The 24,901-nt window shown below is 72.0% G+C and carries 26 protein-coding genes, 1 tRNA gene and 1 pseudogene; 20 read left to right on the top strand and 8 right to left on the bottom strand.

Translation table 11 applies throughout. The features are described from left to right. Nucleotides 1–126: 126 nt before the first annotated feature. The 9 genes from C229_RS0122645 to C229_RS31470 all read left to right on the top strand — a co-directional run bounded on the left by C229_RS0122645 (nucleotide 127) and on the right by C229_RS31470 (nucleotide 8,393). Nucleotides 127–1,113 carry an ABC transporter substrate-binding protein gene (locus tag C229_RS0122645; RefSeq protein ID WP_018657400.1) on the top strand — a complete coding sequence of 329 codons (987 nt, stop codon included), beginning with the start codon at nucleotides 127–129 and terminating at the stop codon, nucleotides 1,111–1,113. Then, nucleotides 1,110–2,183: a FecCD family ABC transporter permease gene (locus C229_RS0122640; RefSeq protein ID WP_018657399.1), complete on the top strand. Its 1,074-nt coding sequence runs from the start codon at nucleotides 1,110–1,112 to the stop codon at nucleotides 2,181–2,183. Before C229_RS0122645 ends, C229_RS0122640 begins: the two co-directional genes overlap by 4 nt. Then, the gene (locus C229_RS0122635; protein WP_018657398.1) at nucleotides 2,180–2,992 is read left to right on the top strand and encodes an ABC transporter ATP-binding protein; all 813 of its coding nucleotides are present in this window, start codon (nucleotides 2,180–2,182) and stop codon (nucleotides 2,990–2,992) included. Before C229_RS0122640 ends, C229_RS0122635 begins: the two co-directional genes overlap by 4 nt. Before the next feature lie 110 nt (nucleotides 2,993–3,102). Continuing rightward, nucleotides 3,103–3,816, top strand: coding sequence for a (2Fe-2S)-binding protein (locus C229_RS0122630; protein WP_026314061.1), 714 nt, complete (start codon nucleotides 3,103–3,105; stop codon nucleotides 3,814–3,816). A gap of 97 nt (nucleotides 3,817–3,913) precedes the next feature. After that, the gene (locus C229_RS35855) at nucleotides 3,914–4,036 is read left to right on the top strand and encodes a hypothetical protein (protein WP_018657396.1); all 123 of its coding nucleotides are present in this window, start codon (nucleotides 3,914–3,916) and stop codon (nucleotides 4,034–4,036) included. A gap of 64 nt (nucleotides 4,037–4,100) precedes the next feature. Then, on the top strand, nucleotides 4,101–5,384 hold the full coding sequence (locus C229_RS31475; RefSeq protein WP_018657395.1) for a YcaO-like family protein: 1,284 nt from the start codon (nucleotides 4,101–4,103) through the stop codon (nucleotides 5,382–5,384). A gap of 22 nt (nucleotides 5,385–5,406) precedes the next feature. Then, the gene (locus C229_RS0122615) at nucleotides 5,407–6,429 is read left to right on the top strand and encodes an LLM class F420-dependent oxidoreductase (RefSeq protein ID WP_018657394.1); all 1,023 of its coding nucleotides are present in this window, start codon (nucleotides 5,407–5,409) and stop codon (nucleotides 6,427–6,429) included. Continuing rightward, nucleotides 6,426–7,730, top strand: coding sequence for an MATE family efflux transporter (locus C229_RS0122610; protein WP_018657393.1), 1,305 nt, complete (start codon nucleotides 6,426–6,428; stop codon nucleotides 7,728–7,730). The genes C229_RS0122615 and C229_RS0122610 overlap by 4 nt, the downstream gene beginning before the upstream one ends. A gap of 99 nt (nucleotides 7,731–7,829) precedes the next feature. Beyond that, on the top strand, nucleotides 7,830–8,393 hold the full coding sequence (locus C229_RS31470) for a hypothetical protein (protein ID WP_018657392.1): 564 nt from the start codon (nucleotides 7,830–7,832) through the stop codon (nucleotides 8,391–8,393). Between the two features lie 92 nt (nucleotides 8,394–8,485). Here the strand turns inward: C229_RS31470 and C229_RS0122600 are convergent, their stop codons facing one another. Then, nucleotides 8,486–8,917 (bottom strand): NUDIX hydrolase, encoded by a 432-nt coding sequence (locus C229_RS0122600; RefSeq protein ID WP_018657391.1) that lies wholly within the window; start codon nucleotides 8,915–8,917, stop codon nucleotides 8,486–8,488. Here C229_RS0122600 and C229_RS34460 point away from each other — a divergent pair. Next, nucleotides 8,861–9,127 (top strand): hypothetical protein, encoded by a 267-nt coding sequence (locus tag C229_RS34460; protein WP_169513859.1) that lies wholly within the window; start codon nucleotides 8,861–8,863, stop codon nucleotides 9,125–9,127. The genes C229_RS0122600 and C229_RS34460 overlap by 57 nt on opposite strands. 539 nt (nucleotides 9,128–9,666) lie before the next feature. Beyond that, complete coding sequence (locus C229_RS0122590) at nucleotides 9,667–10,599, top strand: hypothetical protein (protein ID WP_155884996.1); 933 nt, start codon at nucleotides 9,667–9,669, stop codon at nucleotides 10,597–10,599. A 314-nt stretch (nucleotides 10,600–10,913) separates the two neighbouring features. On the opposite strand, the gene C229_RS0122580 is transcribed toward C229_RS0122590, so the two are convergent. The 3 genes from C229_RS0122580 to C229_RS0122570 all read right to left on the bottom strand — a co-directional run bounded on the left by C229_RS0122580 (nucleotide 10,914) and on the right by C229_RS0122570 (nucleotide 12,514). Continuing rightward, a complete protein-coding gene (locus C229_RS0122580) occupies nucleotides 10,914–11,153 on the bottom strand; it encodes a hypothetical protein (RefSeq protein ID WP_033424693.1) in 240 nt (79 codons plus the stop codon). 174 nt (nucleotides 11,154–11,327) lie between these two features. Beyond that, nucleotides 11,328–11,462: a hypothetical protein gene (locus C229_RS35850; protein ID WP_018657384.1), complete on the bottom strand. Its 135-nt coding sequence runs from the start codon at nucleotides 11,460–11,462 to the stop codon at nucleotides 11,328–11,330. 200 nt (nucleotides 11,463–11,662) lie between these two features. After that, nucleotides 11,663–12,514, bottom strand: coding sequence for a hypothetical protein (locus tag C229_RS0122570; protein WP_155884995.1), 852 nt, complete (start codon nucleotides 12,512–12,514; stop codon nucleotides 11,663–11,665). A gap of 98 nt (nucleotides 12,515–12,612) precedes the next feature. Between C229_RS0122570 and C229_RS36095 the strand changes: the two are divergent. Continuing rightward, a pseudogene (locus C229_RS36095) lies at nucleotides 12,613–12,726 on the top strand (helix-turn-helix domain-containing protein); the annotation flags it as partial. 511 nt (nucleotides 12,727–13,237) lie between these two features. Here C229_RS36095 and C229_RS31465 read toward each other — a convergent pair. Together C229_RS31465 and C229_RS0122555 are read right to left on the bottom strand one after the other, a co-directional pair. Next, entirely contained in the window at nucleotides 13,238–13,975 is a 738-nt protein-coding gene (locus tag C229_RS31465) for a tyrosine-type recombinase/integrase (RefSeq protein WP_018657381.1), read from the bottom strand. 134 nt (nucleotides 13,976–14,109) lie between these two features. Continuing rightward, a tRNA-Thr gene (locus tag C229_RS0122555) sits at nucleotides 14,110–14,183 on the bottom strand. Nucleotides 14,184–14,489: 306 nt separating this feature from the next. Here C229_RS0122555 and C229_RS0122550 point away from each other — a divergent pair. The 5 genes from C229_RS0122550 to C229_RS33115 all read left to right on the top strand — a co-directional run bounded on the left by C229_RS0122550 (nucleotide 14,490) and on the right by C229_RS33115 (nucleotide 21,157). Beyond that, nucleotides 14,490–15,404, top strand: coding sequence for a hypothetical protein (locus C229_RS0122550; RefSeq protein ID WP_240487371.1), 915 nt, complete (start codon nucleotides 14,490–14,492; stop codon nucleotides 15,402–15,404). A 259-nt stretch (nucleotides 15,405–15,663) separates the two neighbouring features. After that, a complete protein-coding gene (locus tag C229_RS35545; protein WP_155884993.1) occupies nucleotides 15,664–16,542 on the top strand; it encodes a DUF485 domain-containing protein in 879 nt (292 codons plus the stop codon). A gap of 8 nt (nucleotides 16,543–16,550) precedes the next feature. Beyond that, nucleotides 16,551–18,236, top strand: a complete 1,686-nt coding sequence (locus tag C229_RS0122540) for a solute symporter family protein (protein WP_018657378.1) — start codon at nucleotides 16,551–16,553, stop codon at nucleotides 18,234–18,236. A 122-nt stretch (nucleotides 18,237–18,358) separates the two neighbouring features. Continuing rightward, complete coding sequence (locus C229_RS0122535) at nucleotides 18,359–18,820, top strand: hypothetical protein (RefSeq protein ID WP_051109057.1); 462 nt, start codon at nucleotides 18,359–18,361, stop codon at nucleotides 18,818–18,820. Nucleotides 18,821–18,988: 168 nt separating this feature from the next. Next, on the top strand, nucleotides 18,989–21,157 hold the full coding sequence (locus C229_RS33115) for a S8 family serine peptidase (protein WP_169513860.1): 2,169 nt from the start codon (nucleotides 18,989–18,991) through the stop codon (nucleotides 21,155–21,157). 7 nt (nucleotides 21,158–21,164) lie between these two features. Here the strand turns inward: C229_RS33115 and C229_RS0122525 are convergent, their stop codons facing one another. Continuing rightward, nucleotides 21,165–21,740 carry a MarR family winged helix-turn-helix transcriptional regulator gene (locus tag C229_RS0122525; protein ID WP_155885012.1) on the bottom strand — a complete coding sequence of 192 codons (576 nt, stop codon included), beginning with the start codon at nucleotides 21,738–21,740 and terminating at the stop codon, nucleotides 21,165–21,167. Nucleotides 21,741–21,927: 187 nt separating this feature from the next. Here C229_RS0122525 and C229_RS0122520 point away from each other — a divergent pair, with 187 nt between their 5' ends. The 3 genes from C229_RS0122520 to C229_RS33110 all read left to right on the top strand — a co-directional run bounded on the left by C229_RS0122520 (nucleotide 21,928) and on the right by C229_RS33110 (nucleotide 24,115). Continuing rightward, complete coding sequence (locus tag C229_RS0122520) at nucleotides 21,928–22,245, top strand: DUF3263 domain-containing protein (protein ID WP_018657374.1); 318 nt, start codon at nucleotides 21,928–21,930, stop codon at nucleotides 22,243–22,245. 19 nt (nucleotides 22,246–22,264) lie between these two features. After that, entirely contained in the window at nucleotides 22,265–23,080 is an 816-nt protein-coding gene (otsB, locus tag C229_RS0122515) for a trehalose-phosphatase (RefSeq protein ID WP_033424692.1), read from the top strand. 195 nt (nucleotides 23,081–23,275) lie between these two features. Further along, on the top strand, nucleotides 23,276–24,115 hold the full coding sequence (locus C229_RS33110; protein ID WP_018657372.1) for a hypothetical protein: 840 nt from the start codon (nucleotides 23,276–23,278) through the stop codon (nucleotides 24,113–24,115). A gap of 61 nt (nucleotides 24,116–24,176) precedes the next feature. Here C229_RS33110 and C229_RS0122505 read toward each other — a convergent pair whose 3' ends face one another. Beyond that, nucleotides 24,177–24,785 (bottom strand): PadR family transcriptional regulator, encoded by a 609-nt coding sequence (locus tag C229_RS0122505; protein WP_018657371.1) that lies wholly within the window; start codon nucleotides 24,783–24,785, stop codon nucleotides 24,177–24,179. Nucleotides 24,786–24,901 lie beyond the last annotated feature (116 nt).

Below are 24,901 nucleotides of genomic sequence, written 5' to 3'. Positions count from 1 at the left end.
GGCGGATCTCCCCAGAGAGGAGAGTGCCTTGGCATGCCGCCATGTGCGCCCGGCCCCGTCGCCCGGCGCCTCTCGTCCCCTCACGCCGCCCCACCCCGCGGAGACCGGCGAGAGGACCCCCGTTCCATGGCGAGAGTATCCAGGCGGCCGCTTGCGGCGGCCCTCACCGCGATCCTGCTGGTCGCGGGATGCGGAGGCGGTGACGGACGCACGTCCGGTGCCGGGGCACCGGCGGCGCAGGGCTATCCCGTCACGCTGGCCAACTGCGGCGTCACCACCACCTACCAGCGCCCGCCGAGCCGCGCGGTCGCGCTGAACCAGCACGCCACCGAGGTCATGCTGGCGCTCGGCCTGGAGAAGTCCCTGGTGGCCACCGCCTACCTCGACGACCGGATCCTGCCCGAGTACCGCGCCGCCTACGACCGCATCAAGGTGCTGGCCAAGGAGTACCCCTCCTTCGAGACGCTGCTGTCGGCCGAGCCCGACTTCGCCTACGGCGGCTTCGCCAGCACCTTCGAGGAGAAGGAGGGGCGCGGCCGCGCGGCGCTGAAGAAAGCGGGCATCGAGTCCTACCTCAACATCGAGGAGTGCGCGTCCGCCCCGGTCGCGATCCCCGACATGGACCAGGAGATCCGCAACGTCGCGAAGATCTTCGGCGTCGCGAGCCGGGGCGAGGAGCAGATCAAGAAGCTGCACGGCGTGCTGGACGCGGCGCGAGCGAAGGTTCAGGGCGTCACGCCGCTCAAGGTCTTCGTCTACGACAGCGGCGACAAGACGGCCTTCACCGCGGGCGGCACGGGCATCGGCAACGAGATGATCAAGCTGGCGGGCGGGACGAACCTGTTCGCAGACGTGCGCAAGCCGTTCGGTGACGTGTCGTTCGAGCAGGTCGCGGACCGGGCGCCCGAGGTCATCGTCATCTATGACTACGGCGACCAGCCCGTCGCGGACAAGAAGAAGTTCCTGCTGGCGAACCCGGCGCTCAAGGACGTCCCGGCGATCAAGAACCGGCGGTTCGCGGTGCTGCCGCTGTCGTCCACCGTGCTCGGCGTGCGCGTCCCGGCGGGCGTGGAGTCCCTCGCGCGGCAGCTTCACCCCGACCGCTTCCGGTGACCGTCCCGGTCCAGGCCGAGGACGCGCGGGCGGCGCCCGTCCGGCACCGGCGGACGTCCTACGCGCTCGTGCTCGTCGCGCTCGCGGCGCTGCTGCTCGTCGCCGTGACCGCCGCGGTCGCGGCCGGGTCGGTCCGGGTTCCGGCGGGTGAGGTCTGGGGCATCCTGGCGTACCGGCTGCATCCCGCGCTGGCCGATCCGACGTGGTCGCCGGTGCGCGAGACGATCGTGTGGGACGTCCGGCTGCCGCGCGTGCTGCTGGCCGCCGTGGTGGGCGCCGGGCTCTCGGTCTGCGGGATGGCGTTGCAGGCGCTGGTCCGCAACCCGCTGGCCGATCCGATGCTGCTCGGCGTCTCGTCGGGCGCGACGGTCGGCGCCGTCCTGGTCCTGGTGCTGGGCGTGTCGGTGTTCGGCGCGTTCACGCTGCCGGGCGCGGCGTTCCTCGGCGCTCTGGCCGCCCTGGTCGCGGTGTACCTCCTGGCGCGGTCCGGCGGCCGGATGACGACGGTGCGGCTGGTCCTCGCGGGGGTCGCGATGGCCGAGGTGCTGTCGGCGCTGGCGAGCTTCCTCGTCGTCACCTCCGGCGACCCGCACAAGACGCAGTCGGCGCTGCGCTGGATGCTCGGCGGCCTGGCCGGGACCTCGTGGACGACGCTGTGGATTCCCGCCACGGCGGTACTGCTGGGCCTCGCCGTACTGCTCGGGCTGACGCGCCCGCTGAACCTGCTGCTGGCGGGGGAGGAGGCCGCCGCCGCGCTCGGCCTGGACGTCCACCGGTTCCGGGCCGGGATGTTCGCGCTCGTCGCGATGATGGTCGGGACGATGGTCGCGGTGAGCGGCTCGATCGGCTTCGTCGGCCTGATCATGCCGCACGTCGTGCGGCTGCTGGTCGGCGCCGACCACCGCCGCGCGCTGCCCGCCGCCGCGCTGCTGGGCGCGTCGTTCCTCATCGCCGCCGACCTGGCCGCCCGCACCCTGATCGCGCCCGAGGAGATCCCCGTCGGCATCCTGACCGCGCTGGTCGGCGGCCCGTTCTTCCTCTGGCTGATGCGCCGGAGGGCGGCCCGGTGACGGCCGGACGCGACGCGCCCGCCGCCCTGCGCGCCGAAGAGGTGTCGGTGGTCGTGGGGAAACGCGCCCTGGTGCACCGGGTGTCCCTGGACGTCCGTCCGGGCGAGGTCGTCGGGCTGGCGGGCCCGAACGGCGCGGGGAAATCGACGCTGCTGCGCACCTTCTACCGGGCGCTGCGGCCGACGTCGGGCCGCGTGCTGCTCGACGGCGAGGACGTGTGGCGGATGCCCGGCAAGCGGCTGGCCCGCCGGCTCGCCGCCGTGCTCCAGGAGACCGGCGGCGACTTCGAGCTGACCGTCCACGAGGTCGTCGCGATGGGCCGCACCCCGCACAAGCGCGCCTTCGCCGGGGACGACGCCGACGACCGCGCCGTCATCCACGCCGCGCTGACGTCCCTGGACGTCGCGGACCTGGCCCACGCCCCGTTCGACCGGCTGTCGGGCGGCGAGAAGCAACGCGTGCTCATCGCCCGCGCGCTCGCGCAGCGCACCGGCACGATGGTGCTGGACGAACCCACCAACCACCTCGACCTGCGCCACCAGTTCGACGCGCTGCGGCTCGTCCGCGAGCTGGGCGTCACCGCCGTCGTCGCGCTGCACGACCTCAACCTCGCCGCGGCCTTCTGCGACCGGATCTGCGTCCTGTCCGCCGGTCGCCTGGTCGCCGCCGGGCCGCCCGGCGAGGTCCTGACCCCCGGCCTGCTCGCGGACGTCTACCGCGTCACCGCCGAGGTGACCGAACACCCCCGCACCGGCAGGCCACAGGTGGTCCTGCTGCCACCGCCCGGTTTCCTGCGCAAGGAGGGATGAGACACCGGTATTCCGCCCGAAACAGCGGCCGATATCCCTTCCGGAAGCGGACGGGAGAATTCACCGCTGCCAAACGGCGTCCGTCGCCAGAACGGGAGAATGAGAATAACGTGACTTCGCTACGGCAGGCTTCCGGCGCGTCCGTCGCCGCGGCTCTCGAAGATGTCGCGAGCCTCGGCGCCTTCTTCGCCGTGACCGTCGGCGGACCGGACGCGGGATGGCATCCCGTCCACGATTCCTATGCCGGTGGAATGCACGACCTGGTCACCGCGACCGCGCGGCGGTACGGCACGGAGGAACTGCGGATCGGTGCCTCGATGGTGCATCTCGGCCACGCCGCGCGGCTGTGGTCGCCGGTTCTGGCCGCCGCGCTCCTGCACGGCGTCGTGCCCGACCTGACGGCCCTCCAGCGCTCGGACGCGAACGGAACCCTGCGGCTGCCCGTCGCGGCGGGTCATTTCGTGGACGAGAACACGCAGGTCGCGGACGTGCTGTACCGGGTCGTGGTGGTCGAACATCTGGAACCGCTCGTGGCGGGACTGCGGGTCAAGGTCGCGCCGCGCCTGCCGCCGGGCAACGCCGCGTCCGCTCTGGTGGAGGCGGCGCGGGCGCTGCTGGCGGCCCGTCCGGAAACGCGGGACCGGCTCGTCCCGCTCACCGGGGAACTGCTGGAGACGGGACGGCTGGCGGGAACCGGCGCCATCACCGGACCGGAACTGGGATTCCTGCGCAGTACGAGTTGCTGCCTGTATTACCGGGTTCCGGACGGGGTGAAATGCGAAGACTGTTCGCTCCTGAAAAAGGGCGCCGAACGAAGGCGTTGACCTTTCGCGCCGGGCATGCCTAGGCTTCTCGCGAAGTGTTCGCAAATGCATGGACCTCGCGGCGACGCGGGTCCGTGCGGACCGAAGGAGGACGCGTATGGCGCACCACGGTTTCGTCGAACCCGAAGAGCCGCAGCAGGGGCTCAAGTCCCACACGCCGGCGGTGGACGCCCCGTTCGAGTGGCGTGACGACAGCGCCGACGAGCGCGACGAGAACTGACCGGCAGGTGCGGGGACGGCGCCCGGCGCCGTCCCCGCACCGCCCCGCCGCCGAGAGGAGAACGATGCCGCGTCCCGCCGCCCCTCCGGATCTGGTCGGCCGCGTCGTGCTTGACCGGCCGCGGGTGCCGGTCGTCCCGTCGCTCGTCTCCTACAGCGCGCACCCGGCGGAGCGGTTCCGATCGGTGGACGCCGTCACCGGCGGCGCCGCCCTCGGCGACCACGGACAGGCCCGCGCGGCGGCCGTGGGCGAGGCCGTCGAACGGTTCTGCGCGAACGTCGTCCCCGCCGGGCTGCCGGTCGCGTCGCACCGGGCGCTGGTGCGCGCGGGCCGTCCGGCCGCCGATCCGGCGTCCCTCGCGCTGTACTCGGCGCGGCAGCACGCCCAGCGCGGCTTCCCGTTCGTCCCGCTGACGCGCGACCTGGAGATCGCCTGGGCCGCAGGCCGCGACCTGGCCGACGACGGCGAGATCCTGGTGCCCGCCTCGCTCGCCTACGTGAACTACTTCCGTGGCGCGCGGGCCGCCGAACCACCCACGAACTACCCCGTCCTCGCCGGTACCGCCGCCGCGACCTCGCTGGAGGCGGCGCGGTGCGCCGCGCTGGAGGAAGTCCTCGAACGCGACGCGGTGACGCTGTGGTGGGCGAGCGGCGCACGCGGCGCGCGGCTCGGCGTGGAACCGCGCGGGCCGCTGGCGGCGGCCGTCGCCGAGGCGCGGGGCGCCGGGCTGCGGGTCACGTTCCTGCGCGTCCCCTCGACGTTCGACGTCCTGGTCGCGGGCGTCTTCGTCGAGGACCCCGCGCGGCGGCTCGTCGGCTTCGGCAGCGCCTGCCGGGCCACCGCGCCGGAGGCGGCGGCCAAGGCGTTCACCGAGGCGATCGGCATGCACGAGACCGCGCTGGAACTCTCCGACGGCGACGGCCCCTTCTGGCGCGCCGCCCGCACCGATCACCGTCCGTACCGGGCGTACCGGGCCGACCGCGCGTACCTGGACGACTTCCGGCCCGACTGGCGCGACGTCAACGACGTCCGCCTGCACGTCCAGGTCTACCTCGACCCCCGGATGCAGGACGCCCGCCTGGACCGGATGCGCGACCCGGGCCCGCCGCTGCCGCCCCCGTCCGGCGCGGGACTGCCGCACTACCTGCGCGTCCTCGCCGGGCGGCCGGTGATCGGCGTCGACCTGTCCACGCCCGAGGCGCACGCCGCCGGGCTGCGCGTCGTCCGCGTCCTGGTGCCCGGCCTGACCTGCAACGCCCCCGCCGCCTTCCCCTTCCTCGGCGGCGACCGCATCACCGCCGGGCGCGCCGAGACCGCGCTCGTCCGGCACCCGCTGCCGTTCTCCTGACACCCCCACCGAAAGGGAGCACATGCGACTCGGGCTGGCCCTCGGCTACGGCGGCGAACCGATCGAGGAGGTGCTGCCCGTCGTCCGGCGCGCCGAGGAGATCGGCGTCGACTCGGTGTGGAGCGTGGAGGAGTACGGGCCCGACGCCGTCAGCGTCCTCGGCTACCTCGCCGCCGTCACCTCGCGGATCAAGCTCGGCACCGGCGTCATGCAGATCCCGGCCCGCACCCCCGCCGCCACCGCGATGACCGCGATGACGCTGGACGTGCTGTCGGGCGGCCGGTTCCAGCTCGGGCTCGGGCTGTCGGTGCCGTGGATCACCGAGGGCTGGCACGGGCAGCCCTACGATCGGCCGCTGCGGCGGACCCGCGAGTACGTCGCGATCGTCCGCGACGCCGTCGCCCGCGAACGCCGCGTCGAACACGACGGCGAGATCTACACGCTGCCGTACCGGGGGCCGGGGTCCACCGGGCGGGCGCGGCCGGTGCGGTCGGAGATGGAGCCGCTGCGGCCCCGCGTCCCGCTGTTCCTCGGCGCGATCGGCCCGCGCAACGTCGCCCTCACCGGCGAGATCGCCGACGGCTGGCTGTCGGGCCTGTACGCCCCCGAACACGAGACCGCCCTGACCGCACCGCTGGACGAGGGCATCGCCCGCGCCGGACGCGACCGCGCCGACGTGGCGATCTGCCCCATCCTTTACGTCGCCCGCGCCGACGACGCCGCCAAGGGCCGCGACCTGCTGCGCCCGCTGTTCGCGCAGCTCGTCGGGGCGAGCGCGCCCGGCGTCCGCAACACCTACTTCGACGTCGCCTGCCAGATGGGCCTCGAGGGCGCCGCGACGACCGTCCGCGACCACCTCGCCGCCGGGCACCGCGCCGACGCGATCGCCGCCGTCCCCGACCGGTTCCTCGACCAGGTCGCGCTGTCGGGGCCGCTGCCCGCGATGGTGGACCGGCTGCACGCGTGGAAGGAGTCCCGGGTCGACACGCTCATCCTGCTCGACCGCGACGTCGAACTGCTGGAAGCCGCGCGGGCGGTGCTGTGACCGGAACCGTCCTGCCGGACCGCGCCCCGCCCGGGATGCGGCCGCTGTGGGCGCTGGCCTACCCGCTGATGGTCGCGGGGCTGACGCAGATCGTCCTCAACGTCGTGGACACGATCCTGCTCGGTCGGCTGTCCACGCGCGCGCTGGCCGCGTTCGCGCTCGCCGCGCCCGTCTACCTGGTCGCGCTCGTCGTCGTGCGCGGCTGGGCGACGGCCGTGCAGGTGCGGGTGGCGCAGCGGCACGGCGCGGGACGGCCCGGCGAGGTCGCGCAGGTCGTGCGGGTCGGGGTGGTCACGTCGGTGGCGGCCGGGGCCGTCGTCGGGGCGCTGCTGTGGGTGCTGGCGACGCCGGTGCTGCGGGTACTGGGCGCGTCGGGGGACCTGCTCGGCCCCGGGACGGCGTACCTGCGCGTGCTGGCGTTCGCGGTGCCGTTCGCGGCCGTGTCGTTCACGCTCCAGGGGGCGTGCGCGGGCGTCGGCGCGACACGGGCCGCGATGTACACGGCACTGCTGGTCAACGCCGTCAACCTCCCGGCCGGACTGCTGCTGATCTTCCACGTCGGCTGGGGCGTCCCCGGCGCGGCCGCCGCGACCCTCCTCGCCACCGCCGCCGGGACGGCCTTCCTGCTCCTCTACGCCCGTCCGCGCCTGCCACGCAACGCCGACGCCGCCCCCGGCGTCACCCGCGACCTGTGGACGATCGGCTGGCCGGAGATGAGCACGATGGGCGTCGGCTACGTCAACGAGGCCCTGATCGCCGGCTTCGCCGCCCGCATGGGCACCCACGACCTCGCCGCCTACCGCATCGTGGACAACCTGCTGCTCATCGTCTTCACGATCCTGGCGTCGGCCGCAACGGCGACGACGATCCTGGCAGGCCAGGACCTGGGCGCAGCCGACCCGGCCCAAGCCGAGTCCCGCCGCCGCACAGGCACCCGCCTCCTCCTGCTCATGCTGGCGATCCCGTCGGCCCTCATCCTGCTCGCGGGCACGACCCTCCCGGCCCTCTTCACCGAAGACCCGGCCGTAGCCGACCAAGCCTGGCAAGCAACCCCCTGGGCGCTGCTGAGCATGCTCCCCATGGTGGTCGCCATGACCTACGCCGCCCTTCTGAGAGCCGCAGGCAACACCCGCGCGGTCATGATCGCCTCGATTGCGAGCGACTACCTCGTCCTCATCCCCTTGGCCTGGCTCCTGGGCGTCCACCTGGGCTACGGCCTGCACGGCCTCTACCTGTCCTGGACGGCCTTCGCCCTTACCTACACCGCCCTGCTGGCCCTGCACCACCACCGCTCCCGCTGACCCGCGCACGGATTAGAACTCTTTGCGTTCGGTCAATGACGTTCTGTAGTGTCCCGGTGGTTGCCGATCGTGGGCGTCGGCACGGAGCGAGAGGCACCCATGGACAAGAAGAACCGGCTCATCCTGGCGACCGCCGGCCTCGTGCTGGGCGGAGCGGCGGCCGTGGGCGCCACCACCGCGCAGGCCGCCGACGCGAAGGTCACGGTGGTGAAGAGCGCCCTGTCGGCGCCGGGTGAGAACGCGATCGCGCGTTGCCCGTCCGGCAGCAAGGTCGTCGGCGGCGGCTACCAGGGCGAGGGCGCCTTCGCCAACGGCGGCACCGTCTACGACATGGTCGAGGCCAACACGCCCACCGGCGACGGCACGGGCTGGGGCGCCCGCTTCCACACCGGCCGCGTCATCGCCCACGCGCGCTGCGAGTCCGGTGCCTCGATCACCGTGGCGAAGAGCCCCCTGTCCGAGCCGGGCGAAAACGCGATCGCCCGCTGCCCGTCCGGCAGCAACGCCATCGGCGGCGGCTACCAGGGCGAGGGCGCCTTCGCCAACGGCGGCACCGCCTACGACATGGTCGAGGCCAACGTCCCCACCGGCGACGCATCAGGCTGGGGCGCCCGCTTCCACACCGGCCGCGTCCTAGCCCACGCCCTCTGCACCACCCCCTGAACCCAGCCCCACCACCGAAGAAGGCTCCTACCGGGCGTTAGTACTGGTCAGGGGCCTTCTCCGCTGGCCATGCGGAGATCGGGCTAGCCAGGCTAACCGAGCAAGTGCGTCCCGTCATGCTGCCGGATCGAGACGTCGTGTGGGGAGTTGAGGGCATCCTTTACTCGAACGGCGAAAGCCTCGGTGGCGATCGTGCTGACTTCCGCTGCGGTGACCCACCGGAAGTCTCGCGTCTCTTCGGTGGCCGAGAGTGTTCCGCCTGTGGTGACGCAGCGGAACACCAGGGCGATGATGTCTTGCCTCATGTTCTTGTAGACGCCGGTGAGGCGGACCGGGGCGATCTCCAGACCGGTCTCTTCCCGGACCTCACGGCGGAGGCCGGTGATGACGTCTTCGGCTAGTTCGAGAACTCCGCCGGGTGCTTCCCAGCGTCCATTGTCGCGACGTTGGATCAGCAGGGCGCGGTTGTGCTCGTCCACGATGACGCCGGCGACACTGACGGAATGCTTGGGTCCCTGTGCCATATCGAAGCGCTCGTCACCTGGTTCGTCCGGGTGCGCCGCCGCGTGGCGGCCGCGCCCTACCTGCGCGTCCTGGGCGGAGAGATGACCGCGCGCGGCTGGTCCTGCTCGGTGGCCCCGTCCGCTGTGCCGACGCTGTGGATCACGCCGGACGCCGCCGCGAAGAACGGAAAGTTTTCCTCTGTTCGAGCGGTGTACACCTGCGGACGGTGATCCGCTTGGGGTGTTCTCGCATGTCAGAGGGGGTTGGAGCCTCCGATCGGGTTCGAACCGATGACCTGCCGCTTACAAGGCGGAGTCCGGGATCGGGGCTCATCCAGCACCCTGACCTGCACGGACAGGGGATCTGGAGCCCCCAGGATGGCACAAGCGGCCTCTCGTTCACCAGATATCTGGGGAAAGAATCTCATCGGATCGAGAACCCATTCCCCCGGATTCGGGGGAAGATCAAAAGCGGCATCTGAGTAGCGGATCTTCGAGCCGTGACGGCTTCCCCGGTGCTCCTCCGGACAGACCGACAGTGAGTCACGCCCGGCCGGGCGTGCAGGGCGGAGATGCCGTCCATGACCGACGTCGGGGCGTTCAAGCTGCTCGCCCGCGCGTCCGTTCCCCGGACGCCCGCCTGAGTCAGTACCGCTTCCGGACGCTCCGCAGTGTGGGGCGTGTGGCGGGTCGGCGTAGGTGGCGGTGACGCTCCCCAGCTTGCTGGGGACGGTAGTGATCACCCCCTGGTGATCACTACCGTCTTCCAGGTGACGACCGTCGATCGCGACCAGCTCCTGACGTCGGCGAAGGACTTCGCCGACCGGGCGCTCAAGGCATACACCGAGGAAGACACCAAGGTCATCCTTACCAACGCGGCCATCGGGCTGGAACACCTGTGCAAGGCGTACCTGTGTGACCTGCACCCGGCGCTGCTCATGGACATCAAGAACGGACAGCTCGACTCGCTGCTCCATCTCACCGGCCACAGAGCTAAGGCCAAAGACCCAGGCAAGGGGCCTCGTACGATCAGCGGCCGTACCGCCGTCGAACGGGTTCAGTCGTTGATGCGCGGACTCAAAGTTCCCCAGGATCAGGTTAAGCAACTCATCGACGTCCGGGACGGGATCGTGCACGTCGGCTACCTCCAGCCGAACGCGACGCGAGAGCTGCTCTCCGCTTACCTCCGGCTCAGCAACGAGATATACGACGCGCTTCAGGTCGGAGACGATCGTTGGGGCCGTCACAAGGACTTGGTTGAGTCGATGATCTCAGAGACCCTTAACGAAGTGCAGCAAGAGGTTAGACGGCGGATCGCTAAGGCCAAGCACGATTTCGACGAACTGATGGAGAAGATTCCCGGAGAACACCATGCGGCCGTTCTCAAGTCCCGGCACGCACAGGCATGGGCGCAACTGACCGATCGCACGGACGAGATCGAGGTCACCTGTCCGGCTTGCGGGTCCGAAGAAGCGTATTGCTTCGGTACCGAGGATGTCGATGTCGATGTCGAGCACGTGTCTGATGGAGAGGGCGGCTACATGACCGTGTACCACGGGGGGCGCAGATTCCTTCAGGTGGCTACTTTTGGTTGCGGGGCCTGCGGGCTGAAGCTTCGTGATGCAGACGAGGTGGTAGCCGCTGGGTTGGAGCTGACGCCCGACTACCCCGTGGAGGAGGAGGACTGGAGCTGGGTGGACTAGTAGTCCTGCCTCGCCAGGTCCCGCTTGATCCTCCGCCCCTGCGCCTCCTGGGCATGGGTCAGGCGGGGCATGGTGGCGAGCTGCCGCTGCACCCACTGGAATTTCGCGGCGGTGTAGGCCACCCGAGGGGGCGCTCCGAGGCGGGGCGCTGCTCCTGATCCAGCTCTCCGGACCACACCTGGACTCCGCCAGGGGTACTCGAATCACGATTTTCGTTCCATCATCCGTAGGGATCTACCGAGCAAAGCGGTAATGAGTGAAATTCCGTACAACGTACGGAGTCCCCGTCGCTGGCGGTCACCGGGGGCAGATGCCTACCGCAGGCCGACGAGCGTGTACCAGGTGCCGGCATCGTCCTCGTGGGCGATCAGGAGACTGTCCCCGCCGTCCTCCTCGGCTGCCTCGTGGACGGTCAGCCAGCGAGCCTCGTAGAGGGTGCCAGCCACCACGACGACCGGCTGGCGCACGGCGTCGCCACCGTAGATGACGCCGTGCCGCAGGGTGGTGGACGCGGGATTCAGGACGTCGATCTCGTAGCGGGACCAGAGCGTCATGCGCTCGTCCACGCTCAGCCCCGCGATTCACTCCTCGGGGGTACCGATCCGCCGTCCGGCGCGTAGGACATACCGCCCGGCCTCGATGTGCTCCGCGTCCATCGCGTCCCATGCGCGGCGATCCGGGCAGGACCAGTAGCCGCCGAGGCCGGGATCACCGCCGTGGCGACACGGCTACTCGGCTCCTCCGAGGGAGCCCGGAGCCAGGTCCAGGATGATCTCGCACTCCCTGCGCCGCATCTCCGGCGTGGTGAGATCGGGAACGTCGCGGCCGGGCCGGAGGCTCATGTGGACGTAGTCGTCGTACACCGCTCTCCCCGGACGGTCCGCTGCTGGGCCGCCCGGGGATGGCTCACGCCCGTCATGATCGGAGCCGACGGCCGGTACCGCTACACCGAGCAGGCCGCCCTGGAGGCCGAGGCCAAAGCGCGTCGATCCGCCGCTTGACCAGCGGACTCGTTGCACCGACAATGATCAGGATGGCTACTGATGTCTGAGTCAAGCGCTCCTCAGTAGAGCCAAGCGGCCGCGCGCATCCCGTTCACGGGCTCCTTGGACGCGATGAAGTAGACCAGCGTCAGGGCGACCTTCTCAGCGGCGCTGATGTAGTTGATCGCCGCCATTGGCGAGATGCTGATGTCGTCGTGAACGGCCGCGTTGCCGAACTGCATCACCTCACGTGCCATATTGACGGCACGGGGGTCCACGCCCTGCTCCACAAGATCGGGCAGCCGGGAAACGGGCGAGATCTTGTTCGGAACTTTCATCCCTCCAGCCCGCAACGCCCGTCGCGCGATCCGGTTGAGCGTCGCCCTCGTCTTGATCACGGCATAGGCAGGGTGGTCAGCCGCCATGCGGTAGTGCGCGGCGAAGATCTCGCGCGTCGCGGTCTCGTACTCCAGGGCGTAGTCACGCGGTCCGTCCGCTCTCAGGACCGGAGGCACCGCGTCCGTCGGCGGAGGTACAGGCAACGGCGTGGCAGGAGTCCCAGAAGACTGCTCACCACGCCGATGATCGGCAGGGGGCGTCTCGTCGGTGCCTGAAATCTCTTCGCTCGGCGGGTCAGGGATGACCTCGTCGGCCTCCTGCGCAAGCTCGCGCGCTTTTTCGTTGAACTCAAGCTCTGCGAGGGGAGTCGTCAGAGTCCGCAAATTGCGGATCTGGTCAGCGATCGGCTGATGGAACACCAGGGCGAGGAAGACGACCGCTATCCAGGGGTCGATCTTCAGCTCGCCGAGGGGCTTGCGGAAGACGACCGCGATGGCCACCAGCCCGCACACGACCAAGAGCGTCGCGACCTGGCGGCCCCAGTGCCTCACGCGTTCATACCGCCCCCGAACGGGGCGTCTGTTCAGGGTCACGGCATCAAGCTACTGGTCCTCGTCCTCGAAGAAGCTGGAACCGGTTGGTTCCCCTGCCAATCAGTCGATCCTCGCCCTCACACGCACGGAGGTGGCCGATGGCGGGCACTCCGGTCACTGAGGTGGAGCGTGAGCAGATGCGTGCGCTACATGCCGAAGGTCGCTCCCGGAACGCCATCGCGCGGGAGCTGGGTCGCAGTGTGAAGACGATCACCCGGCACTGCGCAGAGATGGGACTCAGCTTCGATCGCTCCCAGACCGCACAAGCCGTGGCTGCCGCACAGCTCGATGCCAAGGCTCGGCGCAGGCAGCTCGCCGACGATCTCCTGGGAGACGTCGAGAGACTGCGTGCCCAGATCTGGGGACGCTACCGGCGCATCGAGTACGTGGGGCGCGAGGGGCGGCGTGTGCAGGACGAGCTGGACACCCCGCCTCCGCACGAGCAGCTCGCCTACGTCCGGGCGCCCGGCCTGCTGCTCGACAAGCATCTCAAGCTCGACTTGCACGACGCCGACACCGGTACCGACACCGCCCGCTCGATGCCGGCCAGCTCGGTGAGGCACTCAAGGCGGTCGCCGTACAGGAGTGAGCGGAGGGCGCATGTCGGCTCTCCTGTACGCCCCACCCCTCAGCCGCAGGCAGATCGACTTCGTTGCCCACAGCGAAGCGCGCATCAACATCGCGACCGGCTCGATCCGCTCGGGCAAGACGGTGTCCCCGCTTCTACGCAGGCTCATCTTCGTCGCCTCGGCCCCGCGTCACGGGGACCTGGTGATGATCGGCAAGATCACCTCGACCCTCGCCCTGCGTGCCGAGCCACAGGGAGTCCAGGTGGGCCAGCTTCTGCTTGGAGCGCTCGCGCAGGTCGCGGTCCAGGGCCATAGCGGTGCGGTGGCCGAACGGCACGGCCCTGGAGCGGCGGCCCTTGCCGGTGACGTAGAGAACCTTCATCTCCAAGTCGATGTCGTTGACCTTGAGGCCGACCAGCTCGCCCAGGCGCAGGCCGCAGTCGATGAAGACCAGCAGGATCGCCATGTCGCGGCGGGCGACGAACGACTTGCCCTCGCTGGTCTTGAGCAGGGCCTGCACGGTGGTCATCGAGATGACCGGGACGAGCTTCTCGGGGACGATCGGCCCCTTCATCCCGAGCATGACGTTGGGCAGGTCCTCCTCGTCGGCCCACCACTTCAAGAACGCCTGGAGCGTCCTGAACTGGTTCGAGGCGTAGCCGGGGGAGTGCTCCTCCAGGATCGTGATCGTGTGCTCCTGGACGTCACGCTGCTCGACGTCCATCCACTGGGTGCAGTCGGTCTGGGCGACCAGGAAGCGGGCGAACTTCTCGGCCGCCTGGGTGTAGATCTTGATCGTCTTGGGGGACTTGTTGGTCGCCCGCAGGTAGCGGCGGAACGACACGATCTCGGGCTCGAAGGAGCTGATGTCGGGCACGGCGGAGGACCCCATGGTGTGGGAGTCGCCCCCATGCCCCGCAGCGTTCCCCACCGGGCGGGAGATGGGGAAGGCGGCCTCTGACTTGTGCTTCGGCACTGCTGCACCACCATCGTGGGACGGTGTTCGTGCAGTTCAGAGACGGGATGAGCCTCCGATCGGGTTCGAACCGATGACCTGCCGCTTACAAGGCGGCTGCTCTGGCCGGCTGAGCTACGGAGGCGGGGTCGTGCTTGGTCTGGATCAGCGTACCGGGGGGTGGGGTGGGGTGCGTAACTGGATTTAGGGTCGGGGGATGGGTGTTCGGGATGATGTCGAGGGGCTCGTGCGTGGGTGGGATGCGTTCGAGCGGAGCGTGGGCGGGCAGGCCGTCGTCGATTTTGACTGTGTGCCCGGTGGGGAGGTCGCTGGGATCTCTCGGGAGGTCGTGCGGGAGCGGCTTGTCGGGCTTCGGGGGGCCGCTGAGGGGGCCGTGCTTGCTCGGATCGACGCTGACGTCGCCTATCTGGACGCGTTGCTCGGGGCTCGGGTGCCTCTGGACGAATACGTGCGGGCCACGCAGGGGTGCGGGGTCGCGGGGTGGTCGGACGAGTACCTGCATCGGGTCGCCGGGGAGGCTCGGGCGGCCTTGGACGCCGTCGGTGTCGCCTGGGGTGAGGGGGCCAACCGGGAGTTGCGGGAGGTCGAGGGGCGGCTGGACGTGGGTGACGCGCCCGACGCCATCCGGGACGCCGTCGCCGAGCTGGAACCGGTCGTCCGGGCCGCCACCGGGAGCACCGCCGCGTACCGGCTGACGATGGAGAGCGTCGCCGTCGACGACGTCTACTGGGCGTACTGGCTGGACGGCGCCGGGGACGAGGTGCGGTTGCGGCTCAACCTGCCGCACATCGACTTCACGGCCGCCGGAGCGCGGCAGTTCGCGCTGCACGAGGTGCTCGGGCACGGGCTCCAGAGCGTCAGCCTCGCCGCGCGGGCCGCGCGGGAGGACGTGCCGTGGGTGCGGGTGTTCTCCGTGCATGCGCTCTACCAGGTGATGTTGGAGGGGCTGGCGCAGGCGCTGCCGCTGTTCCTGCTGCCCGACGACGCCGTGCTCGTCGCGCGCACGCGGCTCGACCACTTCGTCCAGCTCGTCCGGGCCCGGTCGCATTTGGCGGTGAACGCCGGGGCGTCCGTGGACGAGGCCGCCGCCGACATGCTGGCGTGGATGCCCTGGTGGGACGGGAAGATCGGGCGGCAGGTCGTCAAGGACCGGCGCGACGACCCGCTGCTGCGGTCCTACCTGTGGGTGTATCCGGCCGGGGCCGACTGGTTCGTCCGGCTCGCCGAGGCCGATGCCGGGACGGCCGACGCCGTGTTGCGCACCGCGTACCGGGAGCCGCTGACGCCGGACGATCTCGTCCGGCTGTGGCCGGACGGACCCGTGATCGGCGGGCCCGGGGCGTGACCGTCCGTGCTCGGGCGGGCCGCCGTCCGGGGAGTCCGCCTTCGGGTAAGGCGCGATTCCCCGGTCGGTAGCAGTATTCGCCGTTTAGTTCGGCTTTTGTCCCAATCAATCGGTCTATTCGGGCTGGCTGCGAGGCCATATTGACCTGGCTCTGAAGTCTTTTTCCTCCATTCTCGCCAAGCGGGCGGTACCGGCCACCAATCTTTGATCTCATAGTGATGTCAGCACTACACAGGGTCACAAGATCAGGGAGGGCCGGATGGTCTGGGACTCGCGGCCACCCGAGCGCCGCGACGGTGCTCGGGCCCGGCATCGGCCGGGGACGCGCTACGCGCTCATGGCACGCGACGAGAGGTTCCTGCTGCTGAGACGGAGGTTCCGGCGGCTCGCCCTCGCGGTCGTCGGGTCGTTCCTCGGCTGGTACCTGGTCTACGTGCTGCTGTCGGCGTTCGCGCGGGGGTTCATGGCGCGGCCGGTCGCCGGGAACGTGAACGTCGCGCTGGTCCTCGGAGTCCTCCAGTTTGTCTCGACGTTCGTGCTCGCCTGGGGCTACACGTTCTACTCGCGCCGGTCGATCGACCCGCTCGCCGTGCAGCTCCGCGCCGAGGCCGAGAGCGGCGCCCCGTATCCGCGCCGTCCGGCGGCGGTCGAGGCCGCCGCCCGCCGCGCAGAGGTCGCGGCGTCCCGGCGCGGCACGATGGTCGAGGACGCGGCCCGCCCCGCCGTCGAGCGCCCCGCCCGCCCGGCCGTCGAGGGCGCCGAACGTCCGGCCGTGGCCGCCCCGGCCCCCCGCCGCGCGGTCGAGGAGGGCGCCGAGCGACCGGCTCCGGCCCCCCGGCACGCGAAACGGCCCGCCGTCCCCTCCCCGAGTACGGAGCAGACGATCGAACCGACCCCGCCGCGCCGTCCCGCCGCCCACGAGGACACGACGCGGACGCAGGTGATCCCGGCCCTGCCCCTCCCCGGCGACGCGCAGCCCGCCGCCGCCGAGGCCAAGGACGCCGAACACCCCCCGCACGGCCCCGCCGACCGCACCGTCGAACTCGGCTCGCGCGCCCAGGAGGGCCCCGAGCAGCGCCGCACGCGCGACGGCGGCTGGACGGGCACCGTCCGGCCCGACGCGGGGTGGTTGGGATGAGGTGGCTGATGGCGACGACCCCGGCGGACGTCGCCGGGGGACGCGCGCTGACGTTCGTGATGTTCCTGGCGTTCATCGGCATCACGCTCGGCATCACCGTGTGGGCCCGCGCCAACACGCGCGGCGCCACCGACTTCTACGCGGGCGGGCGCGTCTTCTCCGGCCCGCAGAACGGCATCGCGCTCGCGGGCGACTACATGTCGGCCGCGTCGTTCCTCGGCATCGCGGGCATCATCGCGCTGTCCGGTTACGACGGGTTCCTGTACTCGATCGGGTTCCTCGTCGCGTGGCTGCTGACGCTGCTGTTCGTGGAGCTGATGCGCAACGCGGGCCGGTTCACGATGGCCGACGTCCTGTCGTACCGGATGCGGCAGCCGCCGGTGCGCACCGCCGCCGCGATCTCGACCGTGACCGTGTCGGTGTTCTACCTGCTGGCGCAGATGGTCGGCGCGGGCGCGCTGGTGTCGCTGCTGCTCGGCATCCAGCCGGGGGAGAACTTCCTCGGCATGGGCGCGGCCACCGCGAAGACGATGACGATCATCGTCGTCGGCGCGTTGATGATCTTCTACGTGATGTTCGGCGGGATGAAGGGCACCACCTGGGTGCAGATCATCAAGGCGGTGCTGCTGCTGGGCGGCGCGGTCGTGCTGAGCGGGCTGGTGCTGGCGCGGTTCGGCTTCAACCCGAGTTCGCTGCTGGGGTCGGCCGCCGAGGCCAGCGGGCAGAAGGACGCGTTCCTCCAGCCGGGGCTGAAGTACGGCAAGGACGTGCCGGGCGACGCCTGGCAGACGCTCGTCAACAAACTCGACTTCCTCAGCCTCGCGCTCGCGCTGATCCTCGGCACGGCGGGCCTGCCGCACATCGTGACGCGGTTCTTCACCGTCCCGGACGCACGGGCCGCGCGCACCTCGGTGAACTGGGCGATCGGCCTGGTCGGCGCGTTCTACCTGATGACGCTGGCGCTGGGCTTCGGCGCGGCGGCGCTGGTGGGGCGGGCCGCGATCGTCGCCCAGGACCCGGCCGGCAACACGGCCGCGCCGCAGCTCGCGCAGGCGGTCGGGCAGTACTTCTGGGGGACGCTCGGCGGGGAGATCCTGCTGGCGTTCATCGCGGCGGTCGCGTTCGCGACGATCCTCGCGGTCGTGTCGGGGCTGGTGCTGGCGTCCTCGACGTCGCTGGCGCACGACTTCTTCGGGCACGTCCTGATGCTCGGCCGGCCGCGCGAGTCGCAGGAGGTGGCGGTGGCGCGGCTGTCGGCGCTCCTCATCGGGACGCTGGCGATCGTGCTGGCGGTCATCGCCAAGAACCTGAACGTGGCCTTCCTGGTGGCGCTGGCGTTCGCGATGGCGGCGGCGGCGAACCTCCCGGCGATCACGCTGTCGCTGTTCTGGAAGCGGTTCAACACCGTCGGCGTCGTCGCGGGCATCTACGGCGGGCTGGCCAGCTCGTTGGTGCTGGTGTTCCTGTCGCCGGTGGTGTCGGGGAAGGTCGACCCGGTGACGGGCGCGAGCCTGTCGCTGTTCCCGGCGGGCGTCGACTTCCACGTCTTCCCGATGGAGAACCCGGGCCTGGTGTCGATCCCGTGCGGATTCCTGTGCGCGGTGCTCGGCACCCTGCTCAGCCGCGAGAAGCCCGACGCGGACAAGCACGACGATCTGTCGGTGCGTTCGCTGACGGGCGCAGGCGCGGTCTGATGACCCCGCGCATCCGGGCTTCGCGCGGGGCCCGGATGCGCGGTCGTCGGTGGTCACTGACGTGGGCGGGCTAACAGCGCCGGACGGCTCTTGTTACCGACGGGTACGGCATGCTGGTGCGAATGAGATCCCAGCGCATCCTCGTCGCCGGTGCCGTGGGCGCCACCGTGCTCGCGTCCGGGGGCGCGGCCGCGTTCCTCGTGCTCGGCCCCGGCGGCGGCGACGGCGCGCGGCCCGTCGCGAGCGCCACGGCGCAGCGCGATGCCACGGCCATCACCGAGGTGCTGCGCAGGCACGGCGCCACCGAGTGCGACGACGACGCCGAACGGGTCGAGTGCCGCTTCCAGGGCCGGTACGTCGCCGGGACGGTCCTCGCGTCCGACCTCGGCATGACGGCCGAGGAGACGGCGCAGAGCTGGCGGACGGGCGTCGCGCAGAGCGCGCTCGGCGACACCGGCCCGTTCGCGGTCCTGACCGGGCCGAACTGGCTCGTCACCGGACCCGGTGAACTGGTCGACGGCGTCCGCCGTGACCTGGGCGGCGACCTCGTCCACTGCGACCGGCCGATGGGGTCCTGCGCGTAGCCGTCCGGTGCCGGGAAGGTGCCGAGGGCCGGTCGGGAACGGCGTGGCACAATGTGTGCCCCGTGCTCGGCGGGCCGGGGAGGTCCCCGGGGCTCGCGGCCGGGAGGAGGTGCGCGCGTGGGCAAGGCACGTCACCGTGTCCGGCGTCCCCGTCCGTACCGCGCACCGGTGACGCCCGGTGTCCGCGTCGGCGGCGCGCTGACCGTCCTCACGCTGACCGCCGCCGTCGCCGTTCCGCTGGCGCTCGCGCCGCACGGCGACGGACCCGCGCAGGTGCGCGGCGCGTCCGCGAACTCCGTGCTGCGCGCCCGCGCCGACCAGATCCGCGAACGCGAATGGCATCTGGCGTCGCTGCGGACGAACCGGGCCTGGAAGTACTCGCGCGGCGCGGGCGTGACGGTCGCCGTGCTCGACACCGGCGTCGACCGCCGCCACCGCGACCTGGCCGGACGCGTCCTCACCGGGCCCGACCTCACCGGCGGGGAGCGGCGTCCCGGCACGAAGTTCTGGGGGCGTCACGGGACGTCGATGGCCAGCATCATCGCGGGGCGCGGCAACGGTCCCGGCGGACGGAACGGCGTGATCGGCGTCGCGCCGCAGAGCCGGGTGCTGTCGATCCGCGTCACGTGGGAGAACGACGACCCGATGCGGCGCGGCGGCCCCGCCGCACGGAACCGGGACGCGGTCGCGCAGGGCATCCGGTACGCGACCGACCAGGGCGCGCAGGTCATCAACATGTCGCTCGGCGGCGGGCAGCTCTACTACGAGGGCAGCGCCGCCGAGGAGCAGGCGATCAAGTACGCGCAGTCGAAGGGCGTCGTGCTGATCGCGTCGGCCGGGAACGACGGCGCGGGGGCGAACCGGAAGAACTTCCCGGCGGCGTATCCGGGCGTGATCGCGGTCGGCGCGCTGGACCAGCGCGGGCGCGTCTGGAAGGACAGCAGCCGCCGCGCGTACGTGGCGGTGTGCGCGCCGGGCGTCGAGATCGTCAGCGCGGACGCGGGCGGCGGCTACGTCGTCGGGACGGGGACGAGCCCGTCGTCGGCGATGGCGGCCGGGGTCGCGGCGCTGGTCCGGTCGCGGTATCCGCGGCTCACGCCCGACCAGGTGCGGCAGGCGCTCGTGACGGGAGCGCCCGCGCGCCCCGGCCGCCCGACGGGCTCGCCGCGCTGCGCGGGCCCGCTGGACGCGGCGCGCGCCCTGGCGGCGGCGGCCCGGCTGAACCGGGGGGCGGGCGGCACGCCGCCGTCGCCGCAGGCGTCGTCGTCTCCGGCGGCCGAGGAGGCGGCGCCGGTCCACGACTCCAACACGCTCGTCTACGGCATCCTCGGCGGCGGGGGAGTGCTGGTCCTGGCGGGCCTCGTCCTCGGCTGGCGCCAGCGCCACCCCGACGCCGCCCCGTCTCCGCGCCCCGTCGCGGTCACGGTGGGCGGCCCACCGCCGGACGACGCCACCCCCCTCGCGTACACCGCACCGAAGCCACGCCCGGCCGAAACACGCCCCCACCCACCCCTCCGAACCGAACACACCACCCCGAAACCCCCGTCGGCCGACCCGCGCTCCACCCAGCCCTTCCACGCCGAACGCGGCGCCCCAGAGCCGCCTCCGAGCGACCCGCGCGTCGCTCCAGACGAGCTGCGCGCCGAGCCGTCGCCAGGCGGCAAGGGCTTCGCGGCGTCGGGGCCGCCTTCGGGCGGCGCGCGCGTTGCTCCGGACGAGCGGCGCGTTGAGCCGTCTTCGGGTGACGCGCGCTTCGCAGCGTCCGAGCTGCCCTCGGGTGACGGGGGCGTTGCTGCGTCCGAGTTGCGCGCTGAGCCGTCGTCAGGCAAGGGCTTTGCTGGGTCTGGGTCGTCTTCGGGCGGCGCGCGTGTTGCTCCGGACGAGTCGCGCGGCGGACCGTCCTCGGATGGCGAGCGCTCTGCTGGGTCCGGGTCGTCTTCGGGCGACGTGCGTGTTGCTTCGGGTGAGTCGCGTGGTCGGGAGGATCAGCGGGTCTCGCGTGAGGGTGGGGCTGGGATTGACGGTCAGGCGTCCGGGTCTTCGGCCGGGGTCCCCGGCAGGTCCCCGTGGTCGGGTTCGGGGGAGGCCGTCCGGACGGCGCGGGGAGAAGGGGCGGGTGCCGGTCCCTCGGGGGCGTCGTCGGTCACCGAGTCGCACGTCCAGGTGCCTGCCGCGTCCGAGGACGAGGACTTCGACGACGAGTCGTGGGAGGCGTTCCGGCGGAGTGCGCTCGCCGAGCCCGCCGCCCCCGAGCCCGCCGCGCGTCCGGCCTGGTGGGCGGCCGAGGAACCGGCCGAGGACGAGGACGAGCCCGAGTACCGCCCGCCCTGGTGGTGAGGCCCGTTCAGCCGCCGCCGATCTCCGCCTCGGTGAAGATCCGGTCGACGCGGTCGGGGTCCATGGGCGACTGCGTGGCCGCGTCCGCGAAGCGGGAGAGCAACCGCGCGAAGTCGGTCCGCTCCTCGCCCGTCCATCCCGCCATCAGCTCGTCCAGGTAGGCCCGCCGGAACCGCTCCGCGACCGCCTTGACCCGTTCCCCGCCGGCGGTGAGCCCGAGGTTCGCGCGCCGCGCATCCTGCGGGGACGGCCGCCGCGAGACGAGCCCGGCGTCGATGGCGTGCCCGACGAGACGGCTGGCGGTGGACGGGTCGATCTCCAGCCGTTCGGCGACGGCGCCGACCGTGACCTCGCCGCACGGCGTCTGGCCGGGGTCGCGGTGGAGCGCGGCGACGGCCTGCACGACCATGAGGTTCGAGAGCTGGAGGGGCCGCCCGCCGGGTCCGCCCGCCGTCTGGGCGCGAATCCGCCGCATCAGGTCGGGTTTCACCCAGACGCGCCGCAGATGGAAGAGGGCGAGCGAGATATCGGCGAGGATGGGGTCGGCCAGGGTGCCGGACTCCTCGTCGTCGTGCGGCGCCATGGCGGTCACGCCCCCGTCCGATGGATGAATGTACGCTACATACTTTAAACCGGCGAAAGCGGCTCCGAGTTCCCGGGCACGGCGCTCCACCGCCCGTTACGATGACTCCGGCCGAACCCGGACAGCCCGGGACCAGAACCCCAAAGGGGCGGCACGCCGGACGCCCGCGGCCCCGCAGGACGGCATCATGAACGACGGCTCGGCACCCGACCCGACGACGACCCCGGACGACGACGCCACCGCCTTCCCGGCGGGCGCCCTGTCCGAGCGCGACCGCGCGATCCTGGCCTTCGAGCGCCGCTGGTGGCAGTACGCCGGAGCCAAGGAACAGGCGATCCGCGAACTGTTCGACATGTCCGCCACGCGGTACTACCAGCTCCTCAACCTGCTGATCGACCGCCCCGAGGCGCTCGAACACGACCCGATGCTGGTCAAGCGGCTGCGCCGGACGCGTCAGGAGCGCCGCCGCCAGCGGGCCGCGCGCCGCCTCGGCATCCGCCCCTGACGTGCCGGAGACTGGAGGGGTGAACGCTACCCCTGACACCGTGACGTCCGGCGGCGCCGCCGGCCTGGCCGCGATCGCCGCCGCTCCCGCCGCCGCCGTGTTCGGCTTCGACTTCGACGGCACGCTCGCCCCGATCGTCGAGAACCCCGAGGACGCCCGCGCCCACCCCGGCGCCCCGGCCGCGCTGGCGCGGCTGGCGGCCGTGGCGGGCGCCGTCGTGATCGTCACCGGCCGCCCGGCCGCCAAGGCGGTCGAGTACGGCGACCTGGCGGGCATCGACGGGCTCGTCGTGCTCGGCCAGTACGGCCGCGAGCGCTGGGAGTCGGGCACGCTGACGGTGCCCGAGCCGCCGCCGGGCGTCGCGGAGGCGCGGGCCAAGCTGCCCGACCTGCTGAAGGCGGCGGGCGCGCCGGACGGCGTGACCATCGAGGACAAGGGCCTGGCGCTGGCCGTCCACACGCGCCGCGCGGCCGAGCCGCAGGTCGCGCTGGACCGGCTGCGCGGCCTGCTGGAGGCGCTGGCCGAGCGGACGGGCCTGGCCGTCGAGCCGGGCCGTTTCGTGCTGGAGCTGCGCCCGCCCGGCATGGACAAGGGCCGCGCGCTGCGCGCGTTCCTGGCCGAGCGCGGGACGCCGTCGGCGGTGCTGTTCGCGGGCGACGACCTCGGCGACCTGGCGGCGTTCGACGCGCTGGACGCGCTGCGCGGCGAGGGCGTCCCCACGGTGAAGGTGTGCAGCGGTTCGGCGGAGGTGACGGAGCTGGCCGAGCGCGCCGACGTCGTCGTGGACGGCCCGGCGGGCGTGGTCGCGTTCCTGGGGACGCTGCCGGGCGCTTGACGCGGTCCACCTTTACGTCCGATTCCACACGTTCGCCGTGAAGTTCTGTAGCGCGGGTGACAAATCGGTCGCTTGCCCAGGTAGTGACGCACGCGATCCGTGGGCCGGGTGTCGGTTGCGCCGATGTTTGCGGCAAAATGCCGTGGATGGCCGCACGGCCGTCCGGTGACGAATCGGTGAACGGGAGCGTGCACGGTGGAGCAGCAGCCTCGGGTCCCCCGGCGGCCCGGCGACGTCCGGGGCGGCGCGGGCGCCCCCGTGCCGCCCGCGCAGCCGCAGCGGCACGAGAGCCGCGTCCCGCCGCGCACGCACCGCGACACCGGCGGCGTCGAGGTCCGCATCGGCTCGCGCAGTGAGCGTCACCGCCGTCCCGAGCGCCGCCCGAACCGCCGGGGCTGGCTCGCCGCCGGGCTGACCGCCGCGACGATCGCCGGCGTCTTCGCGGTCGGCGGGCTGCTGTTGCTGCCGGGCTCGGACGACGAACCCGCCGCCCCCGGCGACGTCGCCGCCGCGGCTCCGGGCGGCGACGAGAACCTGCCGCACGCTGGCCGCGCGGTCACCGTCGCCACGGCGGACGGCGCCCGGTACCGCGTCGCGGCCGTCACCGGCGGCGCCGACGAGGGCGCGGCGGCCCAGCAGGCGGGCGTGACGGGCGGCAAGGCCGTCTACATCGAGTACGTCCTCGGCAACCCCACCAAGGAGCAGGTGCTGCTCGACTACCCGGGCGACGTGTTCGTGCGCAAGGACCTGCTGCGCGCGGGCGACCGGGGCCGCTGCATGTGGCAGGCGGGCGTCCCGGAGGACATGTGCACCCCGCCCGCCAAGAACGAGGTCGTGCGGCGGCTCGCGGGCGGCGCGCTGATCCAGGGCGACGGCGAGGACCGCTACATGCCGCCCGGCTCGTCCTATCTCGTCCGGTCGACGGTGGAGCTGCCGGTCTCCGGCGCGGTCAAGCGCTCGGACCTGCGCCTGTACATCTGGAAGAAGCTCTACGTGGACGACCAGTACGCCCGCCAGGCGCCCTTCCCGAACTGACCCCTCGCATGCCGGACGGCGCCGGACCCGTCTCGGGTCCGGCGCCGTCCGTCGTCGCGGGTCACTCGGCCGCGGGGTCGTCGGCGAGGATGCCGTAGATGCGGCGGCGGGCGTCGTTGACGACGTCCAGCGCGCGCGCCTGCTGCGCCTCGCTGCCCACGGTCATGACCTGGTGCAGCGCGCCCATGAACTGCCCGACGGCCTCCCGGCCGCGCAGCATGTGCTCGCCGGCCGCCTCGGTGACCTCCTCCCACGGGGGAGCGGGCTGGGCGGCGACCTCTTCGCGGCCGCTGTCGGTGAGGGTGAACAGGCGCTTGCCGCCCTCCTCCCGGCTCGCGACGAGCCCTTCGTCCTCCAGGAGCTGGAGCGTCGGGTAGACCGAGCCGGGGCTGGGCCGCCAGACGCCGCCGGTGCGCTCGTCGAGTTCCTGGATCATCTCGTAGCCGTGCATGGGCCGCTCGCCGAGCAGCGCCAGCAGGGCGGCGCGCACGTTGCCGCGCCGGGTGCGGCGTCCGCCGCCGCGCCGGCCGCCGGGGCCGCGGCCGGGCCCGCCCGGGCCGAAGCCGGGGAAGGGGCCGAAGCCGGGTCCGAAGCCGAACGGGTCGCGGCGTCCGCGTCCGTCGAAACCGCGGGCCTCGGGGCCGCGGCGGTCGTGGTGATGTCCGTGCATGATCGTGCCTCCGTATCGTTGTCGATGTGTTAACGATATATCGGAGAACGCTCGCGATGCAACCAGTCATTCCCGGGCAGACGAAAAAGCCCCCACGGCCGGAGCCGTGGGGGCGT

This window comes from Actinomadura flavalba DSM 45200 (assembly GCF_000374305.1).
Lineage (GTDB): Bacteria > Actinomycetota > Actinomycetes > Streptosporangiales > Streptosporangiaceae > Spirillospora > Spirillospora flavalba.
The sequence above is the reverse complement of the archived record's forward strand: the minus strand, read 5'-3'. Positions and strand labels throughout refer to the sequence as shown.

What these genes read in the sequence shown, in the direction of transcription:
- C229_RS31470 (WP_018657392.1), top strand. Translation starts at nt 7,830, where the DNA reads ATGGACAAGAAGAACCGGCTCATCCTGGCGACCGCCGGCCTCGTGCTG.
- C229_RS0122600 (WP_018657391.1), bottom strand. Translation starts at nt 8,917, where the DNA reads ATGGCACAGGGACCCAAGCATTCCGTCAGTGTCGCCGGCGTCATCGTG.
- C229_RS0122525 (WP_155885012.1), bottom strand. Translation starts at nt 21,740, where the DNA reads ATGGCGCCGCACGACGACGAGGAGTCCGGCACCCTGGCCGACCCCATC.
- C229_RS0122615 (WP_018657394.1), top strand. Translation starts at nt 5,407, where the DNA reads ATGCGACTCGGGCTGGCCCTCGGCTACGGCGGCGAACCGATCGAGGAG.
- C229_RS0122580 (WP_033424693.1), bottom strand. Translation starts at nt 11,153, where the DNA reads ATGACGCTCTGGTCCCGCTACGAGATCGACGTCCTGAATCCCGCGTCC.
- C229_RS0122520 (WP_018657374.1), top strand. Translation starts at nt 21,928, where the DNA reads ATGAACGACGGCTCGGCACCCGACCCGACGACGACCCCGGACGACGAC.
- C229_RS0122645 (WP_018657400.1), top strand. Translation starts at nt 127, where the DNA reads ATGGCGAGAGTATCCAGGCGGCCGCTTGCGGCGGCCCTCACCGCGATC.
- C229_RS35855 (WP_018657396.1), top strand. Translation starts at nt 3,914, where the DNA reads ATGGCGCACCACGGTTTCGTCGAACCCGAAGAGCCGCAGCAGGGGCTC.
- C229_RS35545 (WP_155884993.1), top strand. Translation starts at nt 15,664, where the DNA reads ATGGTCTGGGACTCGCGGCCACCCGAGCGCCGCGACGGTGCTCGGGCC.
- C229_RS31475 (WP_018657395.1), top strand. Translation starts at nt 4,101, where the DNA reads ATGCCGCGTCCCGCCGCCCCTCCGGATCTGGTCGGCCGCGTCGTGCTT.
- C229_RS31465 (WP_018657381.1), bottom strand. Translation starts at nt 13,975, where the DNA reads ATGGGGTCCTCCGCCGTGCCCGACATCAGCTCCTTCGAGCCCGAGATC.
- C229_RS0122505 (WP_018657371.1), bottom strand. Translation starts at nt 24,785, where the DNA reads ATGCACGGACATCACCACGACCGCCGCGGCCCCGAGGCCCGCGGTTTC.
- C229_RS0122535 (WP_051109057.1), top strand. Translation starts at nt 18,359, where the DNA reads ATGAGATCCCAGCGCATCCTCGTCGCCGGTGCCGTGGGCGCCACCGTG.
- C229_RS0122540 (WP_018657378.1), top strand. Translation starts at nt 16,551, where the DNA reads ATGGCGACGACCCCGGCGGACGTCGCCGGGGGACGCGCGCTGACGTTC.